Annotated in this window: 21 protein-coding genes; 17 read left to right on the top strand and 4 right to left on the bottom strand. The window is 57.6% G+C overall.

The features are described 5' to 3' along the window. Positions 1 to 26: 26 nt before the first annotated feature. Together G536_RS0104215 and G536_RS26190 are read right to left on the bottom strand one after the other, a co-directional pair. The gene (locus tag G536_RS0104215) at positions 27 to 863 is read right to left on the bottom strand and encodes a hypothetical protein (protein ID WP_157530394.1); all 837 of its coding nucleotides are present in this window, start codon (positions 861 to 863) and stop codon (positions 27 to 29) included. Between the two features lie 10 nt (positions 864 to 873). Next, positions 874 to 2,709, bottom strand: a complete 1,836-nt coding sequence (locus tag G536_RS26190; protein WP_022822333.1) for a type VI secretion system Vgr family protein — start codon at positions 2,707 to 2,709, stop codon at positions 874 to 876. A gap of 160 nt (positions 2,710 to 2,869) precedes the next feature. Between G536_RS26190 and G536_RS0104205 the strand changes: the two genes are divergently transcribed. Next, positions 2,870 to 3,892 carry a hypothetical protein gene (locus G536_RS0104205; RefSeq protein WP_022822332.1) on the top strand — a complete coding sequence of 341 codons (1,023 nt, stop codon included), beginning with the start codon at positions 2,870 to 2,872 and terminating at the stop codon, positions 3,890 to 3,892. A gap of 473 nt (positions 3,893 to 4,365) precedes the next feature. Further along, complete coding sequence (locus G536_RS32020) at positions 4,366 to 4,647, top strand: hypothetical protein (protein ID WP_157530392.1); 282 nt, start codon at positions 4,366 to 4,368, stop codon at positions 4,645 to 4,647. A 67-nt stretch (positions 4,648 to 4,714) separates the two neighbouring features. Here the strand turns inward: G536_RS32020 and G536_RS30290 are convergent, their stop codons facing one another. Continuing rightward, positions 4,715 to 5,497 carry an XRE family transcriptional regulator gene (locus tag G536_RS30290; RefSeq protein ID WP_022822330.1) on the bottom strand — a complete coding sequence of 261 codons (783 nt, stop codon included), beginning with the start codon at positions 5,495 to 5,497 and terminating at the stop codon, positions 4,715 to 4,717. A gap of 211 nt (positions 5,498 to 5,708) precedes the next feature. On the opposite strand from G536_RS30290, the gene G536_RS0104190 reads away from it, so the two are divergent. From G536_RS0104190 to G536_RS30285, 13 genes are all read left to right on the top strand, one after another. Further along, on the top strand, positions 5,709 to 6,128 hold the full coding sequence (locus tag G536_RS0104190) for a CesT family type III secretion system chaperone (protein ID WP_022822329.1): 420 nt from the start codon (positions 5,709 to 5,711) through the stop codon (positions 6,126 to 6,128). Positions 6,129 to 6,202: 74 nt separating this feature from the next. After that, positions 6,203 to 6,907, top strand: coding sequence for a PspA/IM30 family protein (locus G536_RS0104185; RefSeq protein WP_022822328.1), 705 nt, complete (start codon positions 6,203 to 6,205; stop codon positions 6,905 to 6,907). Positions 6,908 to 6,932: 25 nt separating this feature from the next. After that, positions 6,933 to 7,178 carry a hypothetical protein gene (locus G536_RS0104180; protein WP_157530390.1) on the top strand — a complete coding sequence of 82 codons (246 nt, stop codon included), beginning with the start codon at positions 6,933 to 6,935 and terminating at the stop codon, positions 7,176 to 7,178. Between the two features lie 74 nt (positions 7,179 to 7,252). Further along, complete coding sequence (locus tag G536_RS0104175; protein ID WP_022822326.1) at positions 7,253 to 7,912, top strand: OB-fold-containig protein; 660 nt, start codon at positions 7,253 to 7,255, stop codon at positions 7,910 to 7,912. A gap of 29 nt (positions 7,913 to 7,941) precedes the next feature. After that, positions 7,942 to 8,349: a PH domain-containing protein gene (locus G536_RS0104170; protein ID WP_022822325.1), complete on the top strand. Its 408-nt coding sequence runs from the start codon at positions 7,942 to 7,944 to the stop codon at positions 8,347 to 8,349. A gap of 91 nt (positions 8,350 to 8,440) precedes the next feature. Continuing rightward, the gene (locus tag G536_RS0104165) at positions 8,441 to 10,609 is read left to right on the top strand and encodes a flotillin family protein (protein ID WP_033369506.1); all 2,169 of its coding nucleotides are present in this window, start codon (positions 8,441 to 8,443) and stop codon (positions 10,607 to 10,609) included. 187 nt (positions 10,610 to 10,796) lie between these two features. After that, positions 10,797 to 11,219: an endonuclease domain-containing protein gene (locus G536_RS0104160; RefSeq protein ID WP_022822323.1), complete on the top strand. Its 423-nt coding sequence runs from the start codon at positions 10,797 to 10,799 to the stop codon at positions 11,217 to 11,219. 23 nt (positions 11,220 to 11,242) lie between these two features. Then, positions 11,243 to 11,617, top strand: a complete 375-nt coding sequence (locus G536_RS0104155) for a DUF3592 domain-containing protein (protein ID WP_022822322.1) — start codon at positions 11,243 to 11,245, stop codon at positions 11,615 to 11,617. Positions 11,618 to 11,662: 45 nt separating this feature from the next. Further along, the gene (locus tag G536_RS26180) at positions 11,663 to 16,600 is read left to right on the top strand and encodes a DNA repair ATPase (protein ID WP_022822321.1); all 4,938 of its coding nucleotides are present in this window, start codon (positions 11,663 to 11,665) and stop codon (positions 16,598 to 16,600) included. A 572-nt stretch (positions 16,601 to 17,172) separates the two neighbouring features. Next, positions 17,173 to 17,598 (top strand): DUF3592 domain-containing protein, encoded by a 426-nt coding sequence (locus G536_RS0104140; protein WP_022822319.1) that lies wholly within the window; start codon positions 17,173 to 17,175, stop codon positions 17,596 to 17,598. A gap of 176 nt (positions 17,599 to 17,774) precedes the next feature. Beyond that, entirely contained in the window at positions 17,775 to 18,311 is a 537-nt protein-coding gene (locus G536_RS0104135; protein ID WP_022822318.1) for a pyridoxamine 5'-phosphate oxidase family protein, read from the top strand. Positions 18,312 to 18,392: 81 nt separating this feature from the next. Beyond that, the gene (locus G536_RS0104130; protein WP_084708504.1) at positions 18,393 to 20,651 is read left to right on the top strand and encodes an NHL repeat-containing protein; all 2,259 of its coding nucleotides are present in this window, start codon (positions 18,393 to 18,395) and stop codon (positions 20,649 to 20,651) included. A gap of 228 nt (positions 20,652 to 20,879) precedes the next feature. Continuing rightward, positions 20,880 to 21,563 carry a TlpA family protein disulfide reductase gene (locus tag G536_RS30285; RefSeq protein ID WP_022822316.1) on the top strand — a complete coding sequence of 228 codons (684 nt, stop codon included), beginning with the start codon at positions 20,880 to 20,882 and terminating at the stop codon, positions 21,561 to 21,563. 68 nt (positions 21,564 to 21,631) lie between these two features. Here G536_RS30285 and G536_RS0104120 read toward each other — a convergent pair whose 3' ends face one another. Further along, positions 21,632 to 21,952, bottom strand: coding sequence for a hypothetical protein (locus tag G536_RS0104120; RefSeq protein WP_022822315.1), 321 nt, complete (start codon positions 21,950 to 21,952; stop codon positions 21,632 to 21,634). A gap of 264 nt (positions 21,953 to 22,216) precedes the next feature. On the opposite strand from G536_RS0104120, the gene G536_RS0104115 reads away from it, so the two are divergent. Next, positions 22,217 to 23,146 (top strand): helix-turn-helix domain-containing protein, encoded by a 930-nt coding sequence (locus G536_RS0104115; protein WP_026879815.1) that lies wholly within the window; start codon positions 22,217 to 22,219, stop codon positions 23,144 to 23,146. A 375-nt stretch (positions 23,147 to 23,521) separates the two neighbouring features. Continuing rightward, a complete protein-coding gene (locus tag G536_RS0104110) occupies positions 23,522 to 24,433 on the top strand; it encodes an SDR family oxidoreductase (protein WP_022822313.1) in 912 nt (303 codons plus the stop codon). The last annotated feature ends 25 nt before the right edge of the window (positions 24,434 to 24,458 follow it).

Raw genomic sequence — 24,458 nt, 5'->3', positions numbered from 1 at the left:
AGCAACCTCTTCATAATAAGCAATTTCTAGCCAACGGTTTCTAACGCGTGATGCACTTCGTTGTGGTAGATGCCGGGCACTTCGGCTTTCAGGCGTTGCTCGGCCTGTAGCAACCAGCCCGTAGTTTCGTCGAGCGTATAGCGTTCTTGGCAGTTGGCCTGCATGCTTACCTTCAACAGCGGATTATCGGCCATGGTGCGGAACAGCCGGCGTAGGTCGTCTTCCTGCAAGGCCTCCTGGTGCAGCCCGCCGGTTACTTCCAATGCCAGTTGGTTGGGCAGCTGGCGCTCCACAGCGGTTGTAGTGGTTTGCAAGGGTAGGTTCACATGGTTGATAAACTGCTCCAGCACCCGCGTACCGGGCACCGGTGCATCGGGCGCATAACCATAGCCATAAATACCGGGCAATAGTACGCCATGCAGGCCTTTATTGCGGATGGTTTTTTCGAACAGCCCCTCCGTTTGCAGGCTTTGTTCGAAGGCATCGAAAAAAGCTTTGGGGTAATACTTTTCGTACTTCTTGATTACTTCCGACCGAATACGCTGCCAAGTACGGAGCATTTCGTCTTTGTTTTCGATGCGTTCCAGCCGTCCATAAATATCGGTCTGGATGACAAGCTTATTGCTGACTTGATTAAGGTCGGCAGCTAGGAAGTTGAAGAACGTACGGTTCTCAAACTCAAAACTGAGCACCTCAATGGACAGCCGGTAGGTATTGTTCGGTTTGCGCTCTAGTAGGGTCTGGCGGGCCACCGTATGATACACGTTGTGTTCCTCGGCCTCGTTCATGCGCATAAACGAAGTGGTTGTAAGCTTATACGTACGCGGGGCCGCCACTGCCCCCATTGCTAACGGCAAGGACATAGCTGCGGGGTTAGTGGATTCGGGTTTTACCGGAGCTGATGCTCGCCTTGCTGCCACCATTTACATCCAGCGATGAGGAAGCAGCAATTTTCATGGTGTTGTCGGCCTGAATGGTGGTGGCTTTGCCCTTCATATCCACCTTGTCACTGCCCGTCATCTCGATTTCCTTAGCGGTTTTCGTGATTTTCTTTTTAGCATCAATCGTCACGTTTTCCGCCGTGAGCGTGATGTTCTTCTTGGCAGTAAGCGTAATGTCGCCGCCAGCCGTGAGGTTGATGGGGCCATTGGTGCTTATGCTCACACTGCCGTCGCCGTTGAAATTGATGTTCAGGGATGTGCCCTTGTTGTTGGAATTGGAGATGTTGATGCTCTGTTCGCCTTGCTTGTCCTGCATCACAAACTTATTGCCGCCCGAGGTCTGGATGCCTTTCATCAGGTTACCATCGGGTGAGTACTTGGCGCTTTGTTTGTTTTTGGCGTGGAACATGTTGCCCAGTACGAAGGGCTGTTCTGCTAGTCCTCCCTGGTACCCGACCAGCACCTGCGAGCCAACTTCCGGCTTAAACAAGTGCCCTTTGCCGTCGCCACTATAGGGCGTGAGTAGCCGAATCCAATCGGTTTCGGCGTCTTTAGGGTTGTCTACGGGCCAGTGGTAGCGCACGCGCAGGCGGCCTAGCTTTTGCGGGTCGGCATCATCAATCACCTCAGCCAGCTCGGGGGTACCGGCGGGCGGGTTGTAGCCGGGCCGCACCGGCGGCACGTTCAGAAAGTGAGGAATAGCCGTGAAAGAATTGCTATAGTTGCCTTCCGCATCGAGGTGGTGGGCAATACTGATGATGCGGTACTTGCCGAAGCTCTCGGCCGTAATGTGGCGGCTGCCCAGCCCCTCCCCGCTCACGTTGATTACGCCGCCCACCCGCAACGACGGATTGTCACTGTTGCCCTCGAAGGTGATGAGTTCAGCAGCAGTGTTGGCTTTGAGCAGCTTGGCTTCTTCGTCTAGCTCACTGGCGCTGGCAATCAGCATTTCGGCCGATAGGTGCAGTTCGTCAGCAAACAGCTTTTCTGATTGTTCCAGTGCGAAGCTCCCGAACGGGTGGCCGGAAATACCAGGTACCTGCTGGCTGCTGGTGGAGCTTTTGAACTTCTCGTTTTTCTCGTAGCTGTATTCATACATCTTCACCTTAGCCGGCTTGAGCGCCATGCCGAAAGTGAAACTGTTGTACGCTCCATCCGCTACAAATTCCTCTTCCGAGCCGGCCGCCGGGGCCCCAAGCTGCAACGTTTCGCCGTCGTAGAAGAACCACTCGCCGTATTCCGTAGCCAAGCGGCTCAGAAAGTCAAAGTTGGTTTCGTCGTACTGGGCTACAAATGAAATGGGAGCCGCGTGCTGAGGCTTGATGCTGTGCTTGAGCAGGTTGCCGGGGTAAGCCTGGAGCACCTTGTTGAAAATACTGCTTAGCGTCTGCTTGACAAAGGTGCGGCGTTTCAAACCGTCGGTCAGCAGATAGTTGGGGCTGTAGCCGCGCACCAGAATGCTCCCCACATAGTCGGTGTCTTTGCTGGTGGCAATGTTAGTGACCAGACCTTTAAACTGAAAAACCTGCCCTTGATTGAAATGAAAGGAGTCGGCAGTCAGTTCAATGGATAGGGGCTGCCCTAACAGCATCTTGTGCGCCTTTGAAAAGAATGCTTCTTGCGGCCCTTCCACATTATCGAAAGGAACCGCTATTTCGAAGTGATGATGGCCAAATAAATCTTGATGCAGCACGAGGTACTGTACATCTTGGGAAGGCGCCAGTAGCGTTCCGGCACACTGTATAGAAGCAGTAACTTGACGAGCCATAGAGCAATACGAGGAATATGGTAGCACACCAAGGTAGAAAACTTTATGGTATGTTCGCCGTGACAAGATGCGTAGCTCCCTATCTACTACTGCTAAATTGAACAGGTTACAACAGGTTGCGTATCTTGCTTGAAAGCCAGTATTTTCTTTCTACCGTGCTATGCAAGCCCCATCCAACAGCTCTCGTGCCAAGCACGCCGCTACCCTAAGCGGCCAGCCACCCCAAGCCCGCGGCACCAGTGTCCGGGCGCAGCAAGGCGCCGCCCGCAACGGCCAACCCACTGGTGCTGTGGCTTCTGCACGGGCCAAAACCTTAGCTACCGGCCGCAACCCTGCCTTGGCTACCATGGGCCAGAAGCGGGTGGTGCCCACCAAAGTACTAGGAGCCAAAGACCTAGTTGGGCAACGTATCCAAACAATGGATGGGAATTCGTATCGTATCACGCGGCTGGAAGTAGTACTGCCTGACACCGACCAATGTTATGCTATTATGAAGTGCTACGGTGCCCCTGCTGATGCTACCCGTGTAGACCGTCGGCCTGGAGCAATGCTCTACAAAGCCCAGCCGAGAAACCAAGTGCCGCTGTGGCCTCGGGCGGTGGTTCGGCCCGCCGACCCTAAGTACGCACCGGGCCCTTTCGACCATAAAACTTATATCGGCGACCCAATAGATGTGACGGGTAAGCATTGGAACGGTGTGGGTGCCCTTCTGGAAGGCCACGCTCTAACGCACGCCTCCAAAAACAAAATCAACAACTCGTTTTACCGCGGTACGCAACGTTTCAACCGGGTGGTGGGCCGCAAGGTGGTAGCACCAGCCCGAGTAGCCAGCGGCGCCGCCACAGTGGCCCGCGGTGTCACCAGCTCCCGGTTGGCGCGATTTAGTAGTCGGTTTGGCGGTAAAATTGGTGGGGTTGGGGCGGCGCTGTCCGCTAGCAAAATTGCCTATGAACTAAGCACAGACAACTACAATGCGCACACTGCCATTGATGGCGGTATGCTAGTAGTTACGCTGGTAGGTATAGGGGTAACGGCTTCGGCTGTTGCAGCGGGTGTCACAGCTCCCGCTTGGGTGCCCATTGCTGGGGCAGTTATCATGGTGTATGGTATTCTGGACTATGCTTTCGATGTAAATGGCAAGATCGATCAGGCTGTTGGTCGGGAAGACAAAAAGAAAAAGTGATAGTCATTCATAGGAAGGCCGTTCAGTAAATGTCTTTCTGGGTGCTTAAAGCTTTCAACAATAGCCTAAGCTACGCTAGCGCAATGCCGACTGCTCTAACCAGAACTTGCCAAACTATTGTAGCAGTTGCCGATGCTTTATCAACTCACTAGCTTACCCAGTGCCTTTTTCGGCTAGGTATACTTACTGCTAGCAGCTGAAACCAGTTGCTACGTATCATCTTCTATTAAGTAGCCATGCCTCTGCTAGTTTCTTTGGCCCTTTCCAAGCTTATCGTTGGGGCAGTACTTAGCACTCCGGTGCTATTGGCTTGCTACGCCTTATACAGATTATCCACCAGCCCGTCTGAGCGCGCTGCTACTACAGAACTTTCTTTTAAAAAAGCGTATCTGCTTTCCAATTACGCGGCAGCCGTGCAGCTAAGCAACCTGCGAGGAGAAAAAACGCTGATGGTTGTTCGCTTGCTAATCCACATGCAAATCATCCAGACTTATGTAGCCTTGCAAGCGCTGCTTCTTTGGCGTAGCGTCCCGGCAGGCGTTATGGTAGGCGGAGTGCTGGTGGTGGGGCTGGTTTCTTACTTATGGCTTAATACAACCGTAGGAAAGGCCTTTGCCAATTGGAATACAGCCAGCTTGTATGAGCAACAGTCGCCGCAACGCCGCCGCGCCTGGGGTCTGCTGGGGCAGGCCTTGCTGTGGGGCACATTCTGCATGATATTCGTTGTGGCTATCCTGCGTGAGTACTACCTGTAACGCCTCTCTCAATAAACTGGCCGCACGCAAGCAGGTATTTTTAATCCTTCTAATTCTGCGTTAGTGGCTACCCCAGCCGAGCCAATAGCTCCTCTACCTGCCTTTCTAGCCGCGTTACCCGCTCTTCCATGGTGGACGGTGGGCGCAGGTGAGTAGTGAAAACGGCCTTTACTTCCCATATTTCCAGGGCTTGGTCCAGCGCAAACTCCTCGGAGCCGTAATCGGGGTTATCGGCGCGCAGCTTGAGCGTATTGTCGGGCCGCCGCTCTGATAGGCGCCTGACCAGCAAACGGTTCTGGGTAACAAAGGCGTAGATGCGGTGCACCCGCAAATTGGGAGTTGCCAGATCAACGCGGCGGCAGAGCACTACGTCTTGGTGGCGCAGGCCTTGCTGCTGGTGCTGCATTTCGGCCCCTACTATCTCGAAGGCGCGCGTAGCCGGGCCTAACTGGTGCGGAAACGTGAGAGCCGGTAGCGTATCAAGAAAGCTGGCTTTGTGATGCTGCACAATGTATTCCAGCAGCCGGTCAGCGGGCACAAAGGGGGTTATGGGGCTTAGCTGGTCGGCTTGGGCAACAGTAGGTACGGCTAATTTTTCAGCGGAGGCATCCTGCTTGAATATATCGAAATGGTACAGCTCATTTACCGTTAGCTCTTTTGTTAGTAGCAAGTCAACGGACAAGCCAAAATATTGAGCAATATGAATGAGCGTCTCCATTTTTGGCTCAGAACGGCCTTCTTCATAGGCCCCAACGCTGGGCCGTGCCAATCCAAAAAGCTCGGCAAATGCAGCCTGGCTTAGCTTTTTTACCGTTCTAATCTTGCGAATGTTCTTTCCAACGTAAGACATCAGGTGAAATATTTTTTCGCTCAAAATTTGAGCTTATCTAAAACTTTGAGTACTCTTGTGTCGTAAAGCTACCACATTACTGTTAGATGCCAGTAGAGACGCTAGTTTTTTGAGCTGTCGATGAATGGGTGCTCATCGTCGCAACGATACTTTTTTATATAAGCTTCCTGCTTTGCCACTTATTTCATCAGGCACTTCCTTACCTTATTCTATGGCCAATCATTACTTCACCAAAATCCAGGGCTTTCTGCTGGAGCTGGGCTTCGATATCCAGCACACCGATGCGGACACCAACTTACTGGTAGTCAGCAAGCCGGAGCTGGGCATCGAGCATCTTGTGCTGGGGTGTGGCGAGCCACTCCTGATTCTGGAGCAATACCTACTCGACTTGCCTGCTCCCAACTGCGACATCTACCAGCGGCTGCTTCAGAAAAACCGCGACATCATTCACGGTGCTTTCGTGCTGGACGAATCAGGCCGCAAGGTGATTTTCCGCGACACGCTTCAGCTGGAACACTTGGACCGGCCCGAATTGGAGGCCGTATTCAATTCGCTGGCACTATTACTAAGTGAATTCAGCGACGAGCTGATTGCCTTTTCTAAACCGGGTCTTGGAGGCTTAGAAGCCTAGGCTTTAGGTTGGTATCAAGATCATCTGAAAGATTTAAGCTCCCGAAACCCCAAGCTCCTAAGACCCCAATAATCATGAATCTATTCAATCGTATCTTCAAAATCGGGCAGGCCGAAGCCCATTCAGCCGTTAACCAGCTCGAAGACCCTATCAAGATGACCGAGCAAGGCCTGCGCGACCTACGCCAGGACCTCGATAAGGCCCTGCACGCGCTGGCTGAGGTGAAGGCCCTGGCCATCCGGGCCCGCAACGAAGCGGAAACCGAACGGAACCGCGCCCTCGACTACGAAAACAAAGCCGTGCTGCTGCTCCAGAAAGCCCACCGCCAGGAAATACCGGCCCCAGAAGCCGACCGCCTTGCCACTGAGGCGCTGCTCAAGAAAACCCAGCACGAAGCCCAAGCCAACCGCGCCGGCCAGGACCAGGCAAAGTTTGAAGCCTCGGCTCAGCAGCTCGACCAGAACGTGCAGCAGTTGAAAAGCACCATCAGCCAGTGGGACAACGAGCTGAAAACGCTGAAGGCCCGCGTAACTGTAAGCACGGCCACCAAAACTATCAATCAGCAGCTGGCCCAGCTGGATTCATCGGGGACGGTGGCGCTGCTGGAGCGCATGAAAGATAAGGTGGCCACCGAGGAAGCCTTGGCCGAATCGTACGGGCAGATTGCCAACGAAAACAAGACCATCGACCAGGAAATTGATAAGGCGCTAGGTGCTAACGGTTCCGGCCAGGCCTCGGCAGATTTGCAGGCGCTGAAAGCTAAGCTAGGCTTCGAATAATTGTTTACGCCTAATGAGTAACGCCATGAATCTGCCGGAAAAGCTGATGCGCATCGGCTCCTTACTCCTAGTATTATGTAGCCTGGGGTTGCGCCTGCCCCATATCATTAGCGCGGCCGATGGCCAAACCCTGCTAACGTTTGGTTTGCTGCTCGGCTTGCTTTCCTATAGCAGCTACTCCCGCCGGCTGCGGCGCCACAACAGCGAATTACTGGAGCTACTGGAGCAGCAAGAAAAGCAGCACACTACGCGCGAACAGCCCAACTTATAACTTTCTGATTCCTATTATACTGCGTTTTATCTTCCTGCCGATTTCCTCGGTAAAAGCGGCTTTCCCTTCCTGTTATGACTGAGCTGCTGCACGCGGCCGTTTCGCCGCCCAACTTATTGCCTACCACCCTTTTGGTGTTTGTGCTGCTCTATTGGCTGACCGTAATTCTCGGGCTGCTGGATTTCAAAACGCTGGACCTGCACACCCACCACGACTTCGGTCTCCCCCACGATGCCCACGTAGCCCCCGACAGTTCGGGCATGGGCGTCAGTTGGCTGAACAACGCGCTGGCCTTTTTCAACCTGGGCCGGGTGCCGCTGATGGTGTTTCTGAGCTTTGTGGCGCTACCGTTGTGGGTTGGCAGCATCCTACTGAACTACTACCTCGGCAATACGTCCCTGCTGCTGGGCTTGCTGCTGCTGGTGCCACTGTTTATCGGGAGTTTGCTGCTAGCCAAGGTCCTGACGCTGCCATTCGTGCACCTGTTTGCCGCCTTGGAGCGCAACCACGACAGCGGCGCGCAACCACTGGGCAAAGTGTGCACAGTGCTGCTGCCTACCACCCACGAGCGGTTGGGTCAGGCCAGCGTCCGGTTGCTCAATGGGGCACCGCTGGTCCTCAATGTGCGGGCGGCATCGGCCACAACGGAGTTGCGCAAAGGCGAGTCGGCATTGGTAATCGACTACGATACTGCCCGGCGCTGCTACCTCATCGAGCCCTACGAAACCACCTAGCTTGCAGCTCAGCCTAATTGTATTCAGCTATGAATAAGACCTACAAATCCAAGATTAGCTGGTGGCTGTTCGGGTCAGTTTTCGGGCTGCTGCTGGGGCTGCTGATAGTAGGCATTTGGCAGTCTGCTTGGCTGGCAGTGGCAATATTAGGCGCGGTCGAACTATTTCTGTTGCGGCTATTCACCAACACATATTACTGCCTCACCCTCGACACGCTCTACATCGTGTGTGGCTGGCCGCAACAGACCATTCCGGTGGCTAACATCAAACGCGTAATTCCCAGCAACAGCCCAGCCAGCTCCGCCGCTTTGTCGTTCGACCGATTGGAAATCAGTTACAACAAGTACGATTCGGTGCTGATTTCACCGGCCGACAAAGCTGGTTTTCTGGCCACGTTGCAGCAGTTGAATCCGGATATTCAAATTTCCTTTCCCTGAGTTGTCATACTATCACATTTCATAGGCAACTTACCGGTTTATCAGACTCAATTCTTCTCTCTCCTTGACTCTACTCTTACTCCTTACATCCATGTTAGAACAACTTTCTCTGGCGGTGATTGTCATCGTCGCGCTGCTCGTGCTGGGCCTGCTGGCTATTGTAGTGAAAATGTACCAAAAGGCCGTGCAGGGCGAAGCACTGGTACGCACTGGCCTCGGCGACACCAAAGTATCGTTTAGCGGCATCTTCGTGATTCCAGTGCTGCACAAGTTGGAGGTGATGGACATTACGCTCAAAAACATGGTCATTGCCCGGGCGGGCTCCGAAGGGCTGGTGTGCAAAGACAACCTGCGGGCCGACGTGAAAGTGAACTTCTTTGTGCGCGTCAACAAAACCCACGACGACGTGGTGCAGGTGGCCCAGAGCATCGGCTGCCGCCGCGCCTCCGACCCGCTGGCGCTGGAAAACCTGTTCGACGCCAAGTTCTCGGAAGCCCTGAAAACGGTGGGCAAGCAATTCGACTTCATCGAGCTGTACAACTCGCGAGAGCAGTTCAAGCAGGAAATCCTGCGCATCATCGGCACTGACCTCAACGGCTACGTGCTCGACGACTGCGCCATCGACTACCTGGAGCAAACCCCGCTCACCTCACTCAACCAAGATAATATTCTGGACGCCGAGGGTATCAAGAAGATTGTGGCCCTGACCTCGGAGCAGAAGATTCAGGCCAACTCCATTGCCCGCGAAATGCAGAAAACCATCAAGAAGCAGGACGTGGAGGCCCAGGAAACCATCTTGCAGCTCGATAAGCAGCTCATTGAAAACCAGGAAAAGCAGAAGCGCGAAATTGCCAACATTCGGGCCCGCGAACTAGCCGAAACCGAAAAGGTGCAGCAGGAAGAAAAGCTGAAATCGGAAAAGGCCCGCATTGCTACCGAGGAAGAAGTAGGCATTGCCCAGCAGAACCGCGACCGGCAAGTGATGGTGGCCGAGCGCAACAAGCAGCGCACCGACGCCGTGGAAACCGAGCGGGTAGCCCAAGCTAAAGCGCTGGAAGCCAACGAGCGGGAGCGGATTGTAGCCCTGGCCCAGATTGAGAAGGAAAAAGCGCTGGAAGAAGAGAAAAAGAACATCCAGACCATTATTCGGGAGCGGGTGGTAGTGGAAAAAGCCACAGTAATTGAAGAAGAGAAAATCAAAGACACCCGCGCCCAAGCCCAGGCCGACCGCGAAAAGCTGGTAGCCATTACCGCCGCCAAGCAGCAAGCCGAAGCCGCTACGGTAGCCCTCGTCGGTACCGCCGACATGGAGCGCCAGGCCGCCGAGTTCCGGGCCAAGCAGGTGCTAATTGACGCCGAAGCCGAAAAAGCCGCTTCCGAATTTAAGGGCCAAGCCATCCGCACCCTCGCCGAAGCCGAAGCCAGCAAAGCCACAGCCGTGGGCTTGGCCGAAGCGCAGGTGATGCAAGCCAAAGCCACCGCCCGCCAGAAAGAAGGCGAAACTGAAGCTACTGTGCTCCAGCTTACTGCCGCCGCCGAAGCCCAGGCCATCCAGTCGAAAGCCGGGGCCCAGGCCGAAGCCGATGAAAAGCTGGGTCTGGTAGCTGCCAAAATCAACCGCGAGAAAGGCCTCGCCGACGCCGACATCATCCAGGCCCGCGCCGATGCCGACCAGAAGAAAGGCCTTGCCGAAGCCGCCGTATCCGAGCAGAAATTTGCGGTGGAAGCCAAGGGCATCGAAGCCAAGGCCGACGCCATGAAGAAACTCGACGGCGTGGGCAAAGACCACGAGGAGTTCAAGCTGCGCCTCGACAAAGATAAGTCGGTGGAGCTGGCCCAGATCAACATCCAGAAGGACATTGCCGCCTCGCAGGCCGAGGTGATTGGCGAGGCCCTCAAAGCCGCCAAAATCGACATCGTGGGCGGCGAGACGATGTTCTTCGACCAGATTATCGGCTCGATTACCAAGGGCAAAATGGTGGACCGTACCGTACACAACAGCGAGGTCCTCGGCACCGTGAAAGACGCCTTCTTCAGCATGGACGGAGGCGGCGACTTCAAAACTAACCTGCGCCGCTTCGTAGACCAGTTCGGCCTCAGCTCCGAGGAAATCAAGAACCTAAGCGTATCGGCCCTGCTGCTCAAAATGATGAACAAAGCCGGCGACGACGCCACCCGCAACACCATCACGGAGCTGGCCAGCACCGCCACGGCCCTAGGCATCGGCGACAAGCCAGCGAAGATGCTGGAGCTGAAGTAAGCGCCAACTACCCTTTAAGCTAGTGCTAGAGAACTAGCTCCCCTCCTCAGATGAGGAGGGGTTGGGGGTGGTTGAAAAGTTAGAACAACTACTAGAACTAGATTCCAAAACCTGTTCAACGATCAGTCAACCACCCCTAGCCCCTCATCTGAGGAGGGGAACTAGCTTTCTAGCCATTTATATAGCTATGCCGGATACTCAGCACGTTCACAATCTATGCTACCAGAAACCTATCCGTCGCACGCTCCGCAGCAACCTCACTCCTGCGGAGGCTTCACTTTGGAAAGCACTTCAGCGCAGTCAGCTAGCTGGCCGCAAGTTCCGGCGGCAGCACGGCATCGGGCCCTATATTGTGGATTTCTACTGCCCGGCTGAAAAGCTGGTGGTGGAGTTGGATGGCGCTGGGCATTTCACGGCTAGCGGCGAGGCGCAGGATGTGGAGCGGGATACTTATCTACTCGGCACAGGTCTGAAAGTATTGCGGTTCGAGAATAAGCTAGTCGCACAGCATTTAGAGAGTGTATTGGCGACTATTGAGGCGGCTTTTCCGCGTGTCGTTCTGCCATCATCAACCACCCCTAGCCCCTCCTCATCTGAGGAGGGGAACTAGTTTTTAGCTATAGACACCTACTTATGCAAGCACCCGCTTCTACCAACAAGCCCACTACAACCCGGCAAATAATAAGCCTCGTCCTCGGGCTGGCTGTCGGTATTGCCTTCTTCGCGGGCGTCGTCTACTTCGTTAAAGCGGATAGGGCCGAAAAGCGGGCGTTGATTCTGAAGAATCCGGGGTACGCCACGGGCATCATCACCAGGGTGAGAACCCACAAGAGCCGCCGCGTAACCGTGCGGTATACCGTTGGCAGCGCCGAATATTCTCTCAGAGCCAGAGTGCCCAGAAACTTTTTGCGCACCCACGCCAAAGGCGACACTACCGCCATCATCTACGCTAAAGCCGATCCAGCCAGAGCTATCCTGAAGGTCACGTTGCGGCCGTCAACCAAGTAATCAGCAGTTCTTTTCTCCTGGCAAGGGTTTGTGCCTTGCCCGCCTATGGAAGCTCAAGCTACCCAACTCGAAACCGGCACCTACGAAATCCTGCGCAACCGCCTGCTCAAAAGCAGCACCGACTTGCGCCAGCGCCTCGACACGCTGAACACCGAGCGTAAGCAGGTGTTTGGGGCCGTGGATACCCGCTTGCTGGGCACCGGCCGCATTACCACTGAAAACAACTGCGTGCCCTGGGACATGGTGCCGGTGGGGCAGCGCTTCATCTTTGGCTACAACGTGGTGCTGGGGCTGAAGGCGGAGCCGGACTTGGCCGACGTATTCGGGGTGTACGAGTACGCCGCGCACGACTTTCGGCCGCTGGGACTGGAGTTGTTGCAGCATCCACAGTTTTTGGAGGAATTCCGCAACCTGTACCGCTACTACAAGAACACCCAGTTCGTGAAGTTCGCCGTCATTGGTGTGCACCTGTTCATGGTGTTTCGGGTGGGCAAGAGTGCTTCCGATGTGAAGACGTTTAAGTGGCTGATGCAGGGCGACACGCTCACGTACATCGACAACCGTTCCGACCACGAGTACACCTTCCCGCCCCAGCACGAGTTCCAGTGGAAGCGCGCCACCCGTGACATGCAGCGCGGCGGCAAGCACCCCCACATCAGCATCGAGGACAAGGTGTTCGTGGAGACGATTGGCGGCGACCTGACCATCAAAGTCGAGGACAACACCAGCACCGGCCACGGCATCCTGAGCGAGCCAGTCGATAACAAAGACCAAACGCTGGACGACTCGGAAATCTACTTTGCCGCCATTGGCAACCTGATTCTGCTCAAGATCCGGCCTTACCAGGAGCAGCAGTACCGCTACTTCATCTTCAACCACAAGCTCAAAACCGCTCAGCGCCTCGACGCCCTGGCCGATGCCTGCGTGCTGTTGCCCGACGGGCAGGGCCTGATTTTTCCGCACGGCTTTTACCTGCAAACCGGCGACAACAAGCTCTTCGACAATGGGCTGCGGGAGATGCTGTTTGAGAAGCGCGTGGTGTCGCCGAACGGGGAGGATTTCCTGTACGTGTTCTACAACAAGGACCAGGGCACCTACCTGCTGCTGAGCTACAACCGCATTGCCCAGCGCGTGGATAACCCCATTGTGTGCCACGGCTACGCCCTGTTTGAAAATGGGGAGCTGTGCTACTTCCGGGCCGACGACGAGCCCAAGAAGCACCACGCCGTGCAGATCTGGCAGACGCCCTACACGGCCCCGGACTTCGAGCTGCCCGTCACCTCCGACTCCTACCTCTACAAGTTGGGCAACAAGGAGATTGTGCGGGCCATGAGCGAGGTGCAGGAAGTCCTGACGCTGACCAGCAAGGACGACTCCTACGCCGGCCTCTACCTCGACCTGATCCGCCAGACGACCAGCCTCACCGACGCCTACCACTGGCTGCGCGAGCCCGCGGCCCAAGCCCTGGCCGAGCCGCTAAGCGAAATCCGGCAGACGGCTACGGCGGCGGTGGAGGAGTTTGAGAAGGTGCAGAGCATCCGCAAGAACACCGCCCAGCAAACCGCGGCCGTGTTCCAGAAAGCCGACGAACTGACCGGCCGCATCCGCCGCTCGGCCCCCGATTCCGTCACCGAGTTTGTGCAACTGCTGGGGGAGCTGCGCGGGGTGCAGGGCGAGGTAATTTCGCTGAAGGAGCTGCGCTACGTGGAGCTGCCGGCGGTGGAAAAGCACGCCGCTGACCTCGAAGCCCTGAGCAAAGAAGTGGCCCTGCAAACCGTGGATTTCCTGCTCAAGCCCGATGCCCTGGCGCCCTACTCCCAGCGCGTGCAGGCCATTGCCGACGGCGTAGAGCAAGTGCAGAAAACCATCGAGGCCGACCAGCGCGAGCAGGAAACCGCCGCCGTAGCCCAGGAGCTGGAGCTGCTGATTGAGGTGGTCAGCAACCTGCCCATCCCCGACCCCACCCAAACCACGGCCATCATCGACAACATCTCGACGGTGTACGCCCGCTTCAACCAGATTCGGGCAGCGCTGAAGCGGCGGCGGCAGGCCCTGGCCGGCACCGAGGCCCAGGCCGAGTTTACCGCCCAGCTCAAGCTGCTGGAACAGGCCCTCACCAACTACCTCGACCTGGCCGACACCCCCGCCAAGTGCGACGAGTATCTGACCAAGCTCATGGTGCAGCTCGAAGAATTGGAAGGTAAGTTTCCCGACTTCGACCAGTTTATCGAGCAGCTCACCACCCGCCGCGAGCAGGTAGTCGAAGCCTTCGAGTCCAAGAAAACGGCCCTGGTAGCCGCCCGCAACCAGCGCGCTACAGCCCTGCTGCAAAGCGCCGAGCGGCTGCTGAAAGCGGTGCAGAGCCGCCTCACCCGCCTGGAATCGGTGGCAGATATCAACGGGTACTTTGCTGCCGACGTGATGGTGGAAAAGGTGCGCCAAACGGCCCAGGAGCTGCTTAACCTCGGCGACTCGGTGAAGTCGGATGACGTGCAGAGCCGGCTGAAAACCCTGCGCGAGGACGCCGTGCGCCAGCTCCGCGACCGGGCCGACCTGTTCGCCGACGGCGGCCAGACCCTCAAGTTCGGCCCGCACTCCTTCACAGTGAACACCCAGCCGCTGGAGCTAACCGTGGTGCTGCGCGACGGCGACCTGCACTACCACCTCACCGGCACCAACTTCTTCCAGAAGATAACCGACCCCGCCCTGCTGGCCTCCAAGCCCGTGTGGGAGCAAACCGTGGTGTCGGAAAGCCAGGACGTGTACCGGGCCGAGTTTCTGGCCTGGCGCATTCTGCAAGCCGCCCAGCACCCCGCTCCCGCTGATGCGGAAACCGGCCGCGCCGCCGTGCTGTCGGTAACGGAGCTAGGCCACCTCAGTGCCGCCGAGCTACTGGCCTACGTGCAGCAGTTTATGGCCGCGCGCTACCAGGAAGGCTACCTCAAAGGCGTGCACGACCACGATGCCGCCCTGCTGCTCACGGCCCTGGTGCGCCTCACCCGCACGGCAGACCTGCTCCGCTACCCGGCCGACACCCGCGCCGCTGCGGCCCTCTACTGGCTGCGCTTCGCCAACCCCGACCAGCGCGCCCATTGGGAGCGGCAGCTCCAGGGCATCGGGGTGCTACTCCAGGTCTTCCCCGATTCGCAGGAGTTCGATGAGCTGAAAACTGAGCTACAAACAGCTGTAAACCATTTCGCGGAGCAAACCGGCCTCTTCACCCCCGCCCAGGTAGCGGAAGCCGGCGACTACCTTTTCCACGAGCTGACCCACACCGGCACCTTCATCATTGCCGCCGAAGCCGCCGAGCTGTACCAGCAGTTCCAGAAGCAGTTGCAGGAGCGGCAGGCCACGGAGTTGTTTCAGCAGTCGGTGACGGGCCTCCAGGACCAGCCTGCCGCCCAGCTCCCCCTGATCCGGCAGTGGCTACAGGCCTACCTGCGCCAGGCGCCGGCCGCGGCTACATTGGCGGATTTCTGCAACGAGTGCGCCGTTCTGCTGCTCACCAACACCTACGACCCTGGCCGCGTGGTGCACACGCCCCTGCGCGAAACGCTCGAAGGCTTCCAAGGCACCCACCCGCGCATCGTCACCGAAAGCCCAAGTCCCCAAGACCCGAAAACCCCAACGCCCAGCTACCACCTCAACTTCCCCGATTTCCGCCGCCGCCTGCTGCACTACGACCGCGCCACGGTAGCCCAGTACGAGCAGTTTCAGGAGGTGAAGAAGCAGCTACTGGCCCGCGCCGCCGAGGACATGCGCCTGGAAGATTTCCGGCCCCGCGTGCTTACGTCGTTTGTGCGCAACCGCCTCATCGACCAGGTGTATCTGCCCATCATCGGGGCCAACCTGGCCAAGCAGATCGGGACGGCGGGCGAGGGCAAACGCACCGACCTGATGGGCTTGCTCCTGCTCATCTCGCCGCCCGGCTACGGCAAAACCACCCTCATGGAGTACGTGGCCAACCGCCTGGGCCTCATCTTTATGAAGATCAATGGGCCAGCCATCGGGCACGCCGTAACCAGCGTAGACCCTGCCCAGGCCCCCAACGCCGGGGCGCGGCAGGAGTTGGAGAAACTGAACCTGGCTTTCGAGATGGGCGACAACGTGATGATTTACGTGGACGACATTCAACACTGCAACCCCGAGTTTCTGCAGAAGTTCATCTCGCTCTGCGACGCCCAGCGCAAGATTGAAGGCGTGTACCAGGGTCGCCCCCGCACCTACGACTTCCGCGGCCGCAAGGTGTGCGTGGTGATGGCCGGCAACCCCTACACTGAAAGCGGCGACGTATTCCAGCTGCCCGACATGCTGGCCAACCGCGCCGACATCTACAACCTCGGCGACATTCTCACGGCGGGCTCCGAAGACGCCTTCCGCCTCTCCTACCTCGAAAACGCCCTCACCAGCAACGCTGCCTTAGCCCGCCTCGCCACCCAAAGCCCCCAGGACGTGCCCGCCCTCATCCGCCTCGCCGAATCCGGGCAGCAGGACGGCCTCAGCTTCGAGGGCAACCACTCGCCCGAGGAGCTGAACGAGTACGTGGCAGTGCTGCAAAAGCTGCTGCGCCTGCGCGACGTGGTGGCCAAGGTAAATGCCGCCTACATTGCCAGCGCCGCCCAGGCCGACGCCTACCGCACCGAGCCGCCGTTCAAGCTGCAAGGCTCGTACCGCAACATGAACAAGCTGGCCGAGAAAGTGCGCCCCGTGATGAACGACCAGGAAATAGAACAGCTCCTGGCCGCCCACTACGAAAGCGAAGCCCAGACCCTAACCAGTGCCACCGAAGCCAACCTGCTCAAGCTGCGCGAACTGCTCAACTGGCTCACCCCCGAGCAAGCCGCCCGCTGGCAGCAAATCAAGCAAACCTACCTCGACAACCTCCGCAACTCCGGCGCCGGCCAGCTCCTGCAAATGCTCGATAAGCTAGAGAACATTGCCGGTGGCCTAAGCGGGATTCGGGAGGTACTGAAGCGGGAGTAGGTACTAATTCAGAAGGTCATGCTGAGCGAAGTCGAAGCATGATCTTCTGACAGGCTCCTAGTAATTATCAACCACGCTTTTAGTGCAGAAAGAGTCTTCCTGCCAAAAGCCGGAACCTCTACTTATAACAATGCAGAATTTCCACCCCCTCGTCTTAATTGCCTTCTCTATTTTCTTTTGCGTGGTTCTGGTGCAATTCATTCGGAACATCAGAAAACGTGTTACTACGCTTAAGGAAGGCATAAGAGTGGAAGGGGTTATAGTGTCATTAACCAACCCCAAAACCGAGATACTATCTCGCTATCCAGTAGTGCGTTTCACAACGCCAGAGGGTCGCCAATTGACTTTAACCGCTAAGAAAAAGACATCAATTACTGAGATACAGCAGGGCCAGAAAGTAATTGTATGTTATCCTGCGTCTTCGCCAGAGCAGTTCGTAATTGTTTCAGGCCTTGACCACTTATTCGACCAATAGTAAACCACCACGAGTTTGCCCCAGCCAGTTCAGATACTAACGTTGCCGATCCTTGAGTAAGGCTTAGTTAGCGCTGAAACGGAAGTAATTCCATAGCATGAATCAGCTATTCTTTTTCTGTTGTGCCATTCTTATTATCGTGACACTATTTGTGCTGTGTCACGATAACAAGAAGTCGCATTCTAGAATAGATATTCTCCGACACGGCATCCGTGTTCCAGGCGAAATAATAGACCTGAAGTTTTTCGGGCTTTTCCACCGCTTCCCAATTGTTCGCTTCACAGCTTCTTCGGGTGAACTACTGACGTTTACATCCTCGGATAAAGTCCATTTTTCCGAAGTTAAGAAAGGCCAAAATATAGAAGTGTGCTACCTTCCAGTAGCACCGCAGCAGTTTGTTATCGTTTCGGGTCTTGACGTCTTGGTGGCTTCAGAAACCGAAGTAGCAGAGAGGACTTACCGACTTGCAAAAGGCCAGGAGCGACGCATTAATTCGTACAGTAGACCCCAAAAGCGCAAGTAGCAAGACGACTTAGTCAGCCATCCCGATAATCTGAGCAGGTTTTGCACTAACCATATGCAGCGCAAGCTGAATAGAGTGGATCAACAGCGTAAACTAAGCCCCGCTGTTTCCGACTTCAGGCTTGGTCACTGCATCCAACAACCCTACCTTGCTTGACCAGCTAAATTCCCTTCCCAATGGGCAAGCAATACCCCGCCATCAGCACCGACACCCAGGCCTTTATCGAGCGGCAGCATATGTTCTTCGTGGGTACGGCTGCTGCGGATGGGCGCGTCAATATCTCGCCCAAGGGCCAGGACACGTTGCGCGTGCTCGGCTCTAACCGCGTGGCCTGGCTGAACCTGACTGGTAGCGGCAACGAAACGGCCGCCCACCTGCTGGAAGTAAACCGCATTACGCTGATGTGGTGCGCCTTCGAGGGCAAACCCAACATTCTGCGCCTCTATGGCACCGCAAGTATCTACCACCCGCGCGACGCGGAATGGGACGACTTGCTGCCGCTGTTTCCACAATTGCCCGGCGCCCGGCAGGTAGTGGTGGTCGAGGTGGATTTGGTACAGACCTCGTGCGGCATGGCCGTGCCGTTCTTCGACTACCGGGCCGAGCGCAACGAACTGAACGACAACATGGACAAGCGCGGCCCCGAGCAGGTGGAGCAATACTGGCACAACCGCAACGCCCACAGCATCGACGGCAAGCCTACCGGTATTTAAGCCCGTCTACCCGTATTCCTTTGCCCTTTCACTACCTTTTTCCGGCCACCGACACCGATTTTCTCCTTATCTGATGCGCGTATGATGAGTTATCTGGGCCTGGGAGTGGTGGGAATGTGCGTGTTGCTGGCGGCGGGCGGCTGGTTCCTCCGGGCCAACCGCCCCGCCGGGCCCATCCACCGCGAAGTTCCGGCCGGTTTGGCAGAGCCGGCCCCCGCACTGGTAGTTAGCACCCTGGCGGGCCGCCCGCTGCCGCCCACCTACGCCGACGGGCAGGGCTCGGCCGCCCGGTTTGCCCGCGTCGGGGCCTTGGGGGCTGATGCTAAGGGCAACCTCTATCTGGTTGATGGGACGGCCATCCGCAAAATCACTCCTGCGGGCCTAGTTACTACGTTGGCCGGGGAGCCCCCGGCCCCGCAAAAGCTCACCGATGGCCACGTAATGCACATAGCCACCACCACCGACCTCGCCAACGGCCAGGGTCCGGCGGCCCGCTTCGGCTCCCCCCAGGGCATTACCGTGGCACCCAATGGTACGGTGTACCTAAGCGAAAACAATACCATCCGCCGCATCAGCCCCCAGGGCCAGGTGACTACCTTGGCCGGCCAGCCGGGCTACGGTCCCGAAGCCGCCGGCCACCGCGACGGTCCCGCCGCCCAGGCGTTGTTCAGCTACCCCACCGGCCTGGTCCTGGACGCCGCCGGCAACCTGTTCGTAGCCGACACCCAGAACGAGGTCATTCGCAAAATCACCCCGGCCGGTATGGTCAGCACCCTGGCCGGGGAGCCGGGGGAGTACGGCGCCGTGGACGGAACCGGCCGGGCTGCCCGCTTCGACCACCCCAAAGCCCTGGCCCTGGCGCCCGATGGGGCCCTGCTGGTGGCCGATGTAGCCAACGGCTGCATCCGCCGGATGAGCATGCGTGGAGAAGTCACTACCTGGGCGGGCACCATGACCAACACCCACACCGGCACTTGGCCCGGCGCTAAGTTGGACCTTGACGGCATTCAAAGCATGGTTGTCGACCGGCAGGGCACCATCTACTTCACCTCTAACGATGCGCGCCACACCGTGCGCCGCCTGCTGCCCGACCGTACCGAGCTCGTAATTCCCTGGGCCGGGCAACAGGACGCCCGCGCCTACACCGACGCGGCCACGCCCACTGAGGCCCGCTTCAACTACCCCGATGCCCTAGCCCTGGGCCCCGACGGCACCGTGTACGTGGCCGACGTGCAGAACTACGTAATCCGCGCCATTGCTCCCAGCGGCCGGGTTTACACCCTGGCCGGGCACCCACCCCGCACCACTCTCGATGGCTCCGCTACTACGGCCGAGTTCAGCCAGCCCCGGGGCCTGGCGCTGGAGCCCAACGGCAGCCTGCTGGTGGCCGACTTCGGTACCGGCCTAGTGCGCCGGGTGAGTTCCACCGGCGAGGTACGCACCATTGCTGGCCGCTTCCCCTCCCCCGATGTCCGGAGCCAGGCTCCCGAGGAAATCTTTGAGCCTGCCGGGGTAGCCACCGGCCCTGGGAGCAGCGTGTTCGTGGCCGATGAGAGCCGTCACACCATCTACCGCCTCAGCCCGGAAGGCAAGGTGCAAGTCTGGGCCGGGCAGCCGGGCATCGTGGCCGGCAACAACGACGACGGCCTGATCTGGGCCGCCCGCTTCAACAAGCCCAACTCCGTTGCCGCCGCCCCCGATGGCACCCTCTACGTGACAGATGGCGAGACGATGGCCGTGCGCCGGATTTCGCCCAAGGGCAAAGTCAGCACCCTGCTCAAGGGCGACATTCACTCCGTGAGCCCGCTTAGCAACGAGGGGCACTACTTTTACCCCAGCGCCGTGGCGGTGGGGCCCGATGGGGCCGTGTACGTGCTCCAAGGCCGCCTGCTGCGCTACGCCTCTGGCAGCAGCCGCGCCGAGTGGCTGGCCGGCAACTACGAGCCCGGCTACGCCGACGGCCCCGGCCGTCAGGCCCGATTCCACTACCCCACCGGCTTGGCCGTCGACGGTCAGGGCAACGTCTTTATTGCTGACCGGGGAAACCACCTCATCCGCCGCGTCAGCCCCCGGGGCGAGGTAACCACCGTGGCCGGGGAACCCGGCCGGCACCGCCTAGAGCCCCCGCTCACCAAGTACGCCGAGCACTTCTACGGTCCCGATGGCAGCGGCGGCATGGAAGGCCAGGCCCTGGGCGACTACCGCAACGGTCCCGCCGCCCAGGCCCGCTTCAACCACCCCGCCGCCGTCGCCGTGGCCCCCGACGGCACGCTCTACGTCGCCGACCAGGATAACAACTGTATTCGGGTAATTCGGGCGGCGGAGGCGGGGCGGCGCTAGCAGTTCCGGCGCAGCAGACAAGGCCACCCCTGAATTTCCACTTGGCTAAGTAGCTACTCGCCCAGTTCCCCGAATGCTGGCTAGGCCGGAAAGTATTTGTCGGCAGCCTGAGGAGTTGGCAACTGGGGCTGAAACAGAAACTATTCATTCTCAATCGGCTTGCTGTTGCCGCACCCATGCACAATAACTACCTGGCTTGGCCGTATGTACTGCATACCTATATCCCACATGCGCCTACCTCTTCTCCTAGCGGCCCTGAGCCTGTTCGCCCTTTCGGCAGCAGCCCAACAACGGCCAAAAATCAACCGCCATACTGTGTATATCGATGTGGATGGCCGCGTATTGTCTAAGGACGACTACAAGGCCAAGCTGCGCACCGGCCACTTCAAGGTCGATAATCCACAGGCCGAAGGCAAATCCTTCGTCTCCTTATCTCTGCGGCCCGCTGATACGCCCGATGCGGTGCGCCTCAAGGCTCTCACCCCACAGCGCGCCTTTACCACCGCAGCCCCCGCCTTCACCGCCACTGATTTGCAGGGCCGCCAATTTACCCTGGAGGCACTGCGTGGCAAGGTGGTGGTGCTCAATTTCTGGTTTGTCAACTGCCCGTACTGCATCGAGGAAATGCCCAACCTGAAACGTGTTGCCACTTCCTACCAGCCCCAAGACGACGTGGTATTCCTCTCCTTCGCGCTGGATAAGCCCGAACGACTCAAGAAGTTTCTGCAACAGCGCGGCGACTTTGGTTTTGCTGTCGTCCCGGAAGCCAAAGGCATGGCGCAGCAGTTTGCCATTGCGGGCTACCCTACCACCATCGTGCTCAACAAGCAGGGCCAGTACCTCTACGACCAGGAGTTCACCGACAACACGGTTCGGCTGGAGGACGCCATCCGGCGGGGGCTGCGCGAGTAGCTTCTGCTTTTGGCAGCGTTGGCTACTAGGCGGCATACAGCGCCATGTCGCGCAAAAACTCGCCCAAACTACTCTTCTTGCCCATCATTCTGGAAGTACTGCCACGCGTAGCCGCCTATGTCGCCGTTGGTAAGCAGATTCCCTTCACGGTCCCGCAGCTCATAAGGCGCCTGACTACCGCCAATTGACCCGCTGCCTTCCAAACCAAGAAGCATAGTATAGAAGGTGTCGGTTAGCACCACGTCTAGCAATTGCTCTAGTGCCAAGCGGTGCTCCGGGCTACTACTATTCAGTGGCCGAAGCCACTCAGCGCCTGCCCCCTCTAAGTAATGCTGTAGCAGCTGTTGCTTTTCGCGGTAACAAGCCTGCACAAATTCTTCAGTGGTCATATAGGCTATTGTTGAGTTTGATTAAGTAGGCTTACCCTTGTTGACGTTTCAATAACAGAGAAACTTATCAACTTGAGCACAACTAGACTGTGTGGATTACGACGACCTACCAAAGGCCGTCGTTCCAAGCGCAACTAAGTAATGGCAGCCTTCTGCTTGTACTCCGCTGTAGGTTGTGTAGAGTCCACCCATTCTAGCGGATTACCCAGAGCCAACTTACACCACAGGAAAGGAAGCTATATTTGATTTTCACAGCTACCTGTTATGAAATCCACTCGGCTCGAAGAGTTTTACGCGAAGTTTCCGACGATGGCGGGGGCAGCTACTAGTACGGAGTTGACGGCAGGCAAGCCGCGCGAAGTGGGGCACTTCAACATCTTCACAATGGAGGATTTGATGCGCAGCTACCCCAACCGCCCCGCCATGTCCTTTCAGCGGCAAGACTACTACAAGCTATGTTTGATGAACGGGCGCAGCCAGACAGAATACGCCGATAAAGTAGTGGAAGTAAAGCACCAGGCCCTGTGGTTTGCCACCTCCCGGGTGCCCTACCGCTGGCTCCCCCACGACCTAGACCAGAGCGGTTATTTCTGCCTCTTCACCGAGGATTTTATGCTCCCTTCCCGCAGCAGCGTAATGCTGGAAGAACTCCCAATTTTTCAGCCGGGCAGCTTGCCAATACTGGAAGTCAGCAACGAGAACTACTCGGCTATTGAGGCTATTTTCAAGAAAATGGCCCAGGAAATCACCTCCACCTACGCCTACAAGTACGACCTGCTGCGTACCTACCTCTGGGAGCTGATTCATTGGGGGCAGAAGCTGCAGCCCGTCCCGGCTGAGGCACCCGCGCACAACGCCTCGGCCCGGGTAACGGCGCTGTTTGGCGAGTTGCTGGAGCGGCAGTTTCCGCTGGCTACTCCGCAGCAGCAACTGCGCCTGCGCACCGCCAAAGACTACGCCGACCAGCTGGCCGTGCACGTCAACCACCTCAACCGGGTGCTCAAAGAAACCACCGGCCACACCACCACTGAGCTTATCGGTGGCCGCATGGCCTTGGAAGCCAAGCTACTGCTAAAACAAACCACTTGGACCGTGTCGGAAGTAGCCGACAGCCTAGGCTTTGCCGACGTGGCCCACTTCTGCAACTTCTTCAAGCGCCAAACTACCCTTACCCCAAGAGATTTTAGAGGGTGAGCTAGTAAAAGGGCTGAAAAGTCTCTAAGCTCGTCTGAATGGCATATGTATCGCCTGCCCTTACACCTACAAACTAGTTCCCCTCCTCAAATGATTGCGCGCATTAAGCGGCAAGGGGTTAGGGGTGGTTGAAAGGTTAGATCTAGAAGCTAGAGTTAGCAGGCCGTTCAACGATTGGTCAACCCCCCCTAGCCCCTCCTCAACTGAGGAGGGAAACTAGCTTTTAGATGTGGAGCTAGGAGTAGCCTATTTTAAAGTCACTCACACATTGTTTGAATTGTTCAGTAGATGGTTTGGCTGGCGCAAACGGAGGGCATCTGGCGCGGGGCACCTTTGTGGAGTTGCTTTTAACCACACCACTCAACAACCAAACACATGCGAATTTTCGTTACCGGCGCTACGGGCTTTGTGGGCTCGACCGTCGTTCAGGAACTACTGGAAGCGGGCCACCAAGTACTCGGCCTCGCCCGCTCCGAAGAAGCGGCCCAAACCTTAACCGCTGCTGGGGCCGAGGTGCACCGTGGCTCGCTCGATGATCTTGACAGCCTACAGCGTGGCGCCGCCGCTTCCGATGGGGTTGTCCACTGCGCGTTTATTCATGATTTCACGCAGTACGCCGCCGCTGCCGAAGCCGACCGCCGCGCGGTAGAAACCATAGGAGTTGCCTTGGCCGGTTCAAATCGTCCCTTCATCGTCACTTCGGGCTTCGCCAGCCTCACCAGGCAAGGCGAATTTGTGACGGAGGAAGACACTCTCGACCCTAGCCTACCCGCCTTCCGCCATTCGGAAGGGGCAGCGCTGGCCTTGGTACCGCAGGGCGTGCGCGCTATGGTAATGCGCTTATCCGCTTCGGTGCACGACAAAGGTGACCATGGCTTCGTGCCAACGCTCATTGCCATTGCGCGGGAGAAAGGCGTGGCTGCCTACATCGGCAACGGTAGCAACCGCTGGCCCGCGGTACACCGCCTTGATGCCGCCCGCCTCTACCGGTTGGCCCTGGAAAATGGAGTAGCTGGTGCCCGCTACCATGCCGTTGCGGATGAGGGTATTCCGATGCGCAATATTGCCACCATCATCGGGCGCCACCTGAATGTACCGGTGGTAAGTGTAGCCCAAGAGGAAGCGCCCACACATTTTGGCTGGATGGCTGGCTTTGCAGGCCTCGACCTGGCCGCTTCCAGTACCCTTACGCAGCAGCGCCTAAGCTGGCACCCCAGCCATCCTGCCCTCATCCCCGACCTTGAACAAGGACATTACTTTGCCAACCAGACAGAGCAAATAGCCTAAGTCTCCAGATCATATTCAGGCTAAG

Origin of the sequence: Hymenobacter norwichensis DSM 15439, from assembly GCF_000420705.1 — a bacterium.
In the GTDB taxonomy this organism is placed as follows: Bacteria; Bacteroidota; Bacteroidia; order Cytophagales; family Hymenobacteraceae; genus Hymenobacter; species Hymenobacter norwichensis.
This window is presented reverse-complemented; position numbering and strand designations above follow the sequence as displayed.

Excerpts from the sequence above, each read along its gene's own strand:
- G536_RS0104155 (WP_022822322.1), top strand. The coding sequence starts at position 11,243 with ATGCAAGCACCCGCTTCTACCAACAAGCCCACTACAACCCGGCAAATA.
- G536_RS0104110 (WP_022822313.1), top strand. The coding sequence starts at position 23,522 with ATGCGAATTTTCGTTACCGGCGCTACGGGCTTTGTGGGCTCGACCGTC.
- G536_RS0104215 (WP_157530394.1), bottom strand. The coding sequence starts at position 863 with ATGTCCTTGCCGTTAGCAATGGGGGCAGTGGCGGCCCCGCGTACGTAT.
- G536_RS0104170 (WP_022822325.1), top strand. The coding sequence starts at position 7,942 with ATGAATAAGACCTACAAATCCAAGATTAGCTGGTGGCTGTTCGGGTCA.
- G536_RS0104165 (WP_033369506.1), top strand. The coding sequence starts at position 8,441 with ATGTTAGAACAACTTTCTCTGGCGGTGATTGTCATCGTCGCGCTGCTC.
- G536_RS0104130 (WP_084708504.1), top strand. The coding sequence starts at position 18,393 with ATGATGAGTTATCTGGGCCTGGGAGTGGTGGGAATGTGCGTGTTGCTG.
- G536_RS0104135 (WP_022822318.1), top strand. The coding sequence starts at position 17,775 with ATGGGCAAGCAATACCCCGCCATCAGCACCGACACCCAGGCCTTTATC.
- G536_RS0104160 (WP_022822323.1), top strand. The coding sequence starts at position 10,797 with ATGCCGGATACTCAGCACGTTCACAATCTATGCTACCAGAAACCTATC.
- G536_RS30285 (WP_022822316.1), top strand. The coding sequence starts at position 20,880 with ATGCGCCTACCTCTTCTCCTAGCGGCCCTGAGCCTGTTCGCCCTTTCG.
- G536_RS26180 (WP_022822321.1), top strand. The coding sequence starts at position 11,663 with ATGGAAGCTCAAGCTACCCAACTCGAAACCGGCACCTACGAAATCCTG.
- G536_RS0104140 (WP_022822319.1), top strand. The coding sequence starts at position 17,173 with ATGAATCAGCTATTCTTTTTCTGTTGTGCCATTCTTATTATCGTGACA.
- G536_RS32020 (WP_157530392.1), top strand. The coding sequence starts at position 4,366 with ATGCAAATCATCCAGACTTATGTAGCCTTGCAAGCGCTGCTTCTTTGG.
- G536_RS0104205 (WP_022822332.1), top strand. The coding sequence starts at position 2,870 with ATGCAAGCCCCATCCAACAGCTCTCGTGCCAAGCACGCCGCTACCCTA.
- G536_RS0104185 (WP_022822328.1), top strand. The coding sequence starts at position 6,203 with ATGAATCTATTCAATCGTATCTTCAAAATCGGGCAGGCCGAAGCCCAT.
- G536_RS0104115 (WP_026879815.1), top strand. The coding sequence starts at position 22,217 with ATGAAATCCACTCGGCTCGAAGAGTTTTACGCGAAGTTTCCGACGATG.
- G536_RS0104120 (WP_022822315.1), bottom strand. The coding sequence starts at position 21,952 with ATGACCACTGAAGAATTTGTGCAGGCTTGTTACCGCGAAAAGCAACAG.
- G536_RS30290 (WP_022822330.1), bottom strand. The coding sequence starts at position 5,497 with ATGTCTTACGTTGGAAAGAACATTCGCAAGATTAGAACGGTAAAAAAG.
- G536_RS0104175 (WP_022822326.1), top strand. The coding sequence starts at position 7,253 with ATGACTGAGCTGCTGCACGCGGCCGTTTCGCCGCCCAACTTATTGCCT.
- G536_RS26190 (WP_022822333.1), bottom strand. The coding sequence starts at position 2,709 with ATGGCTCGTCAAGTTACTGCTTCTATACAGTGTGCCGGAACGCTACTG.
- G536_RS0104180 (WP_157530390.1), top strand. The coding sequence starts at position 6,933 with ATGAATCTGCCGGAAAAGCTGATGCGCATCGGCTCCTTACTCCTAGTA.
- G536_RS0104190 (WP_022822329.1), top strand. The coding sequence starts at position 5,709 with ATGGCCAATCATTACTTCACCAAAATCCAGGGCTTTCTGCTGGAGCTG.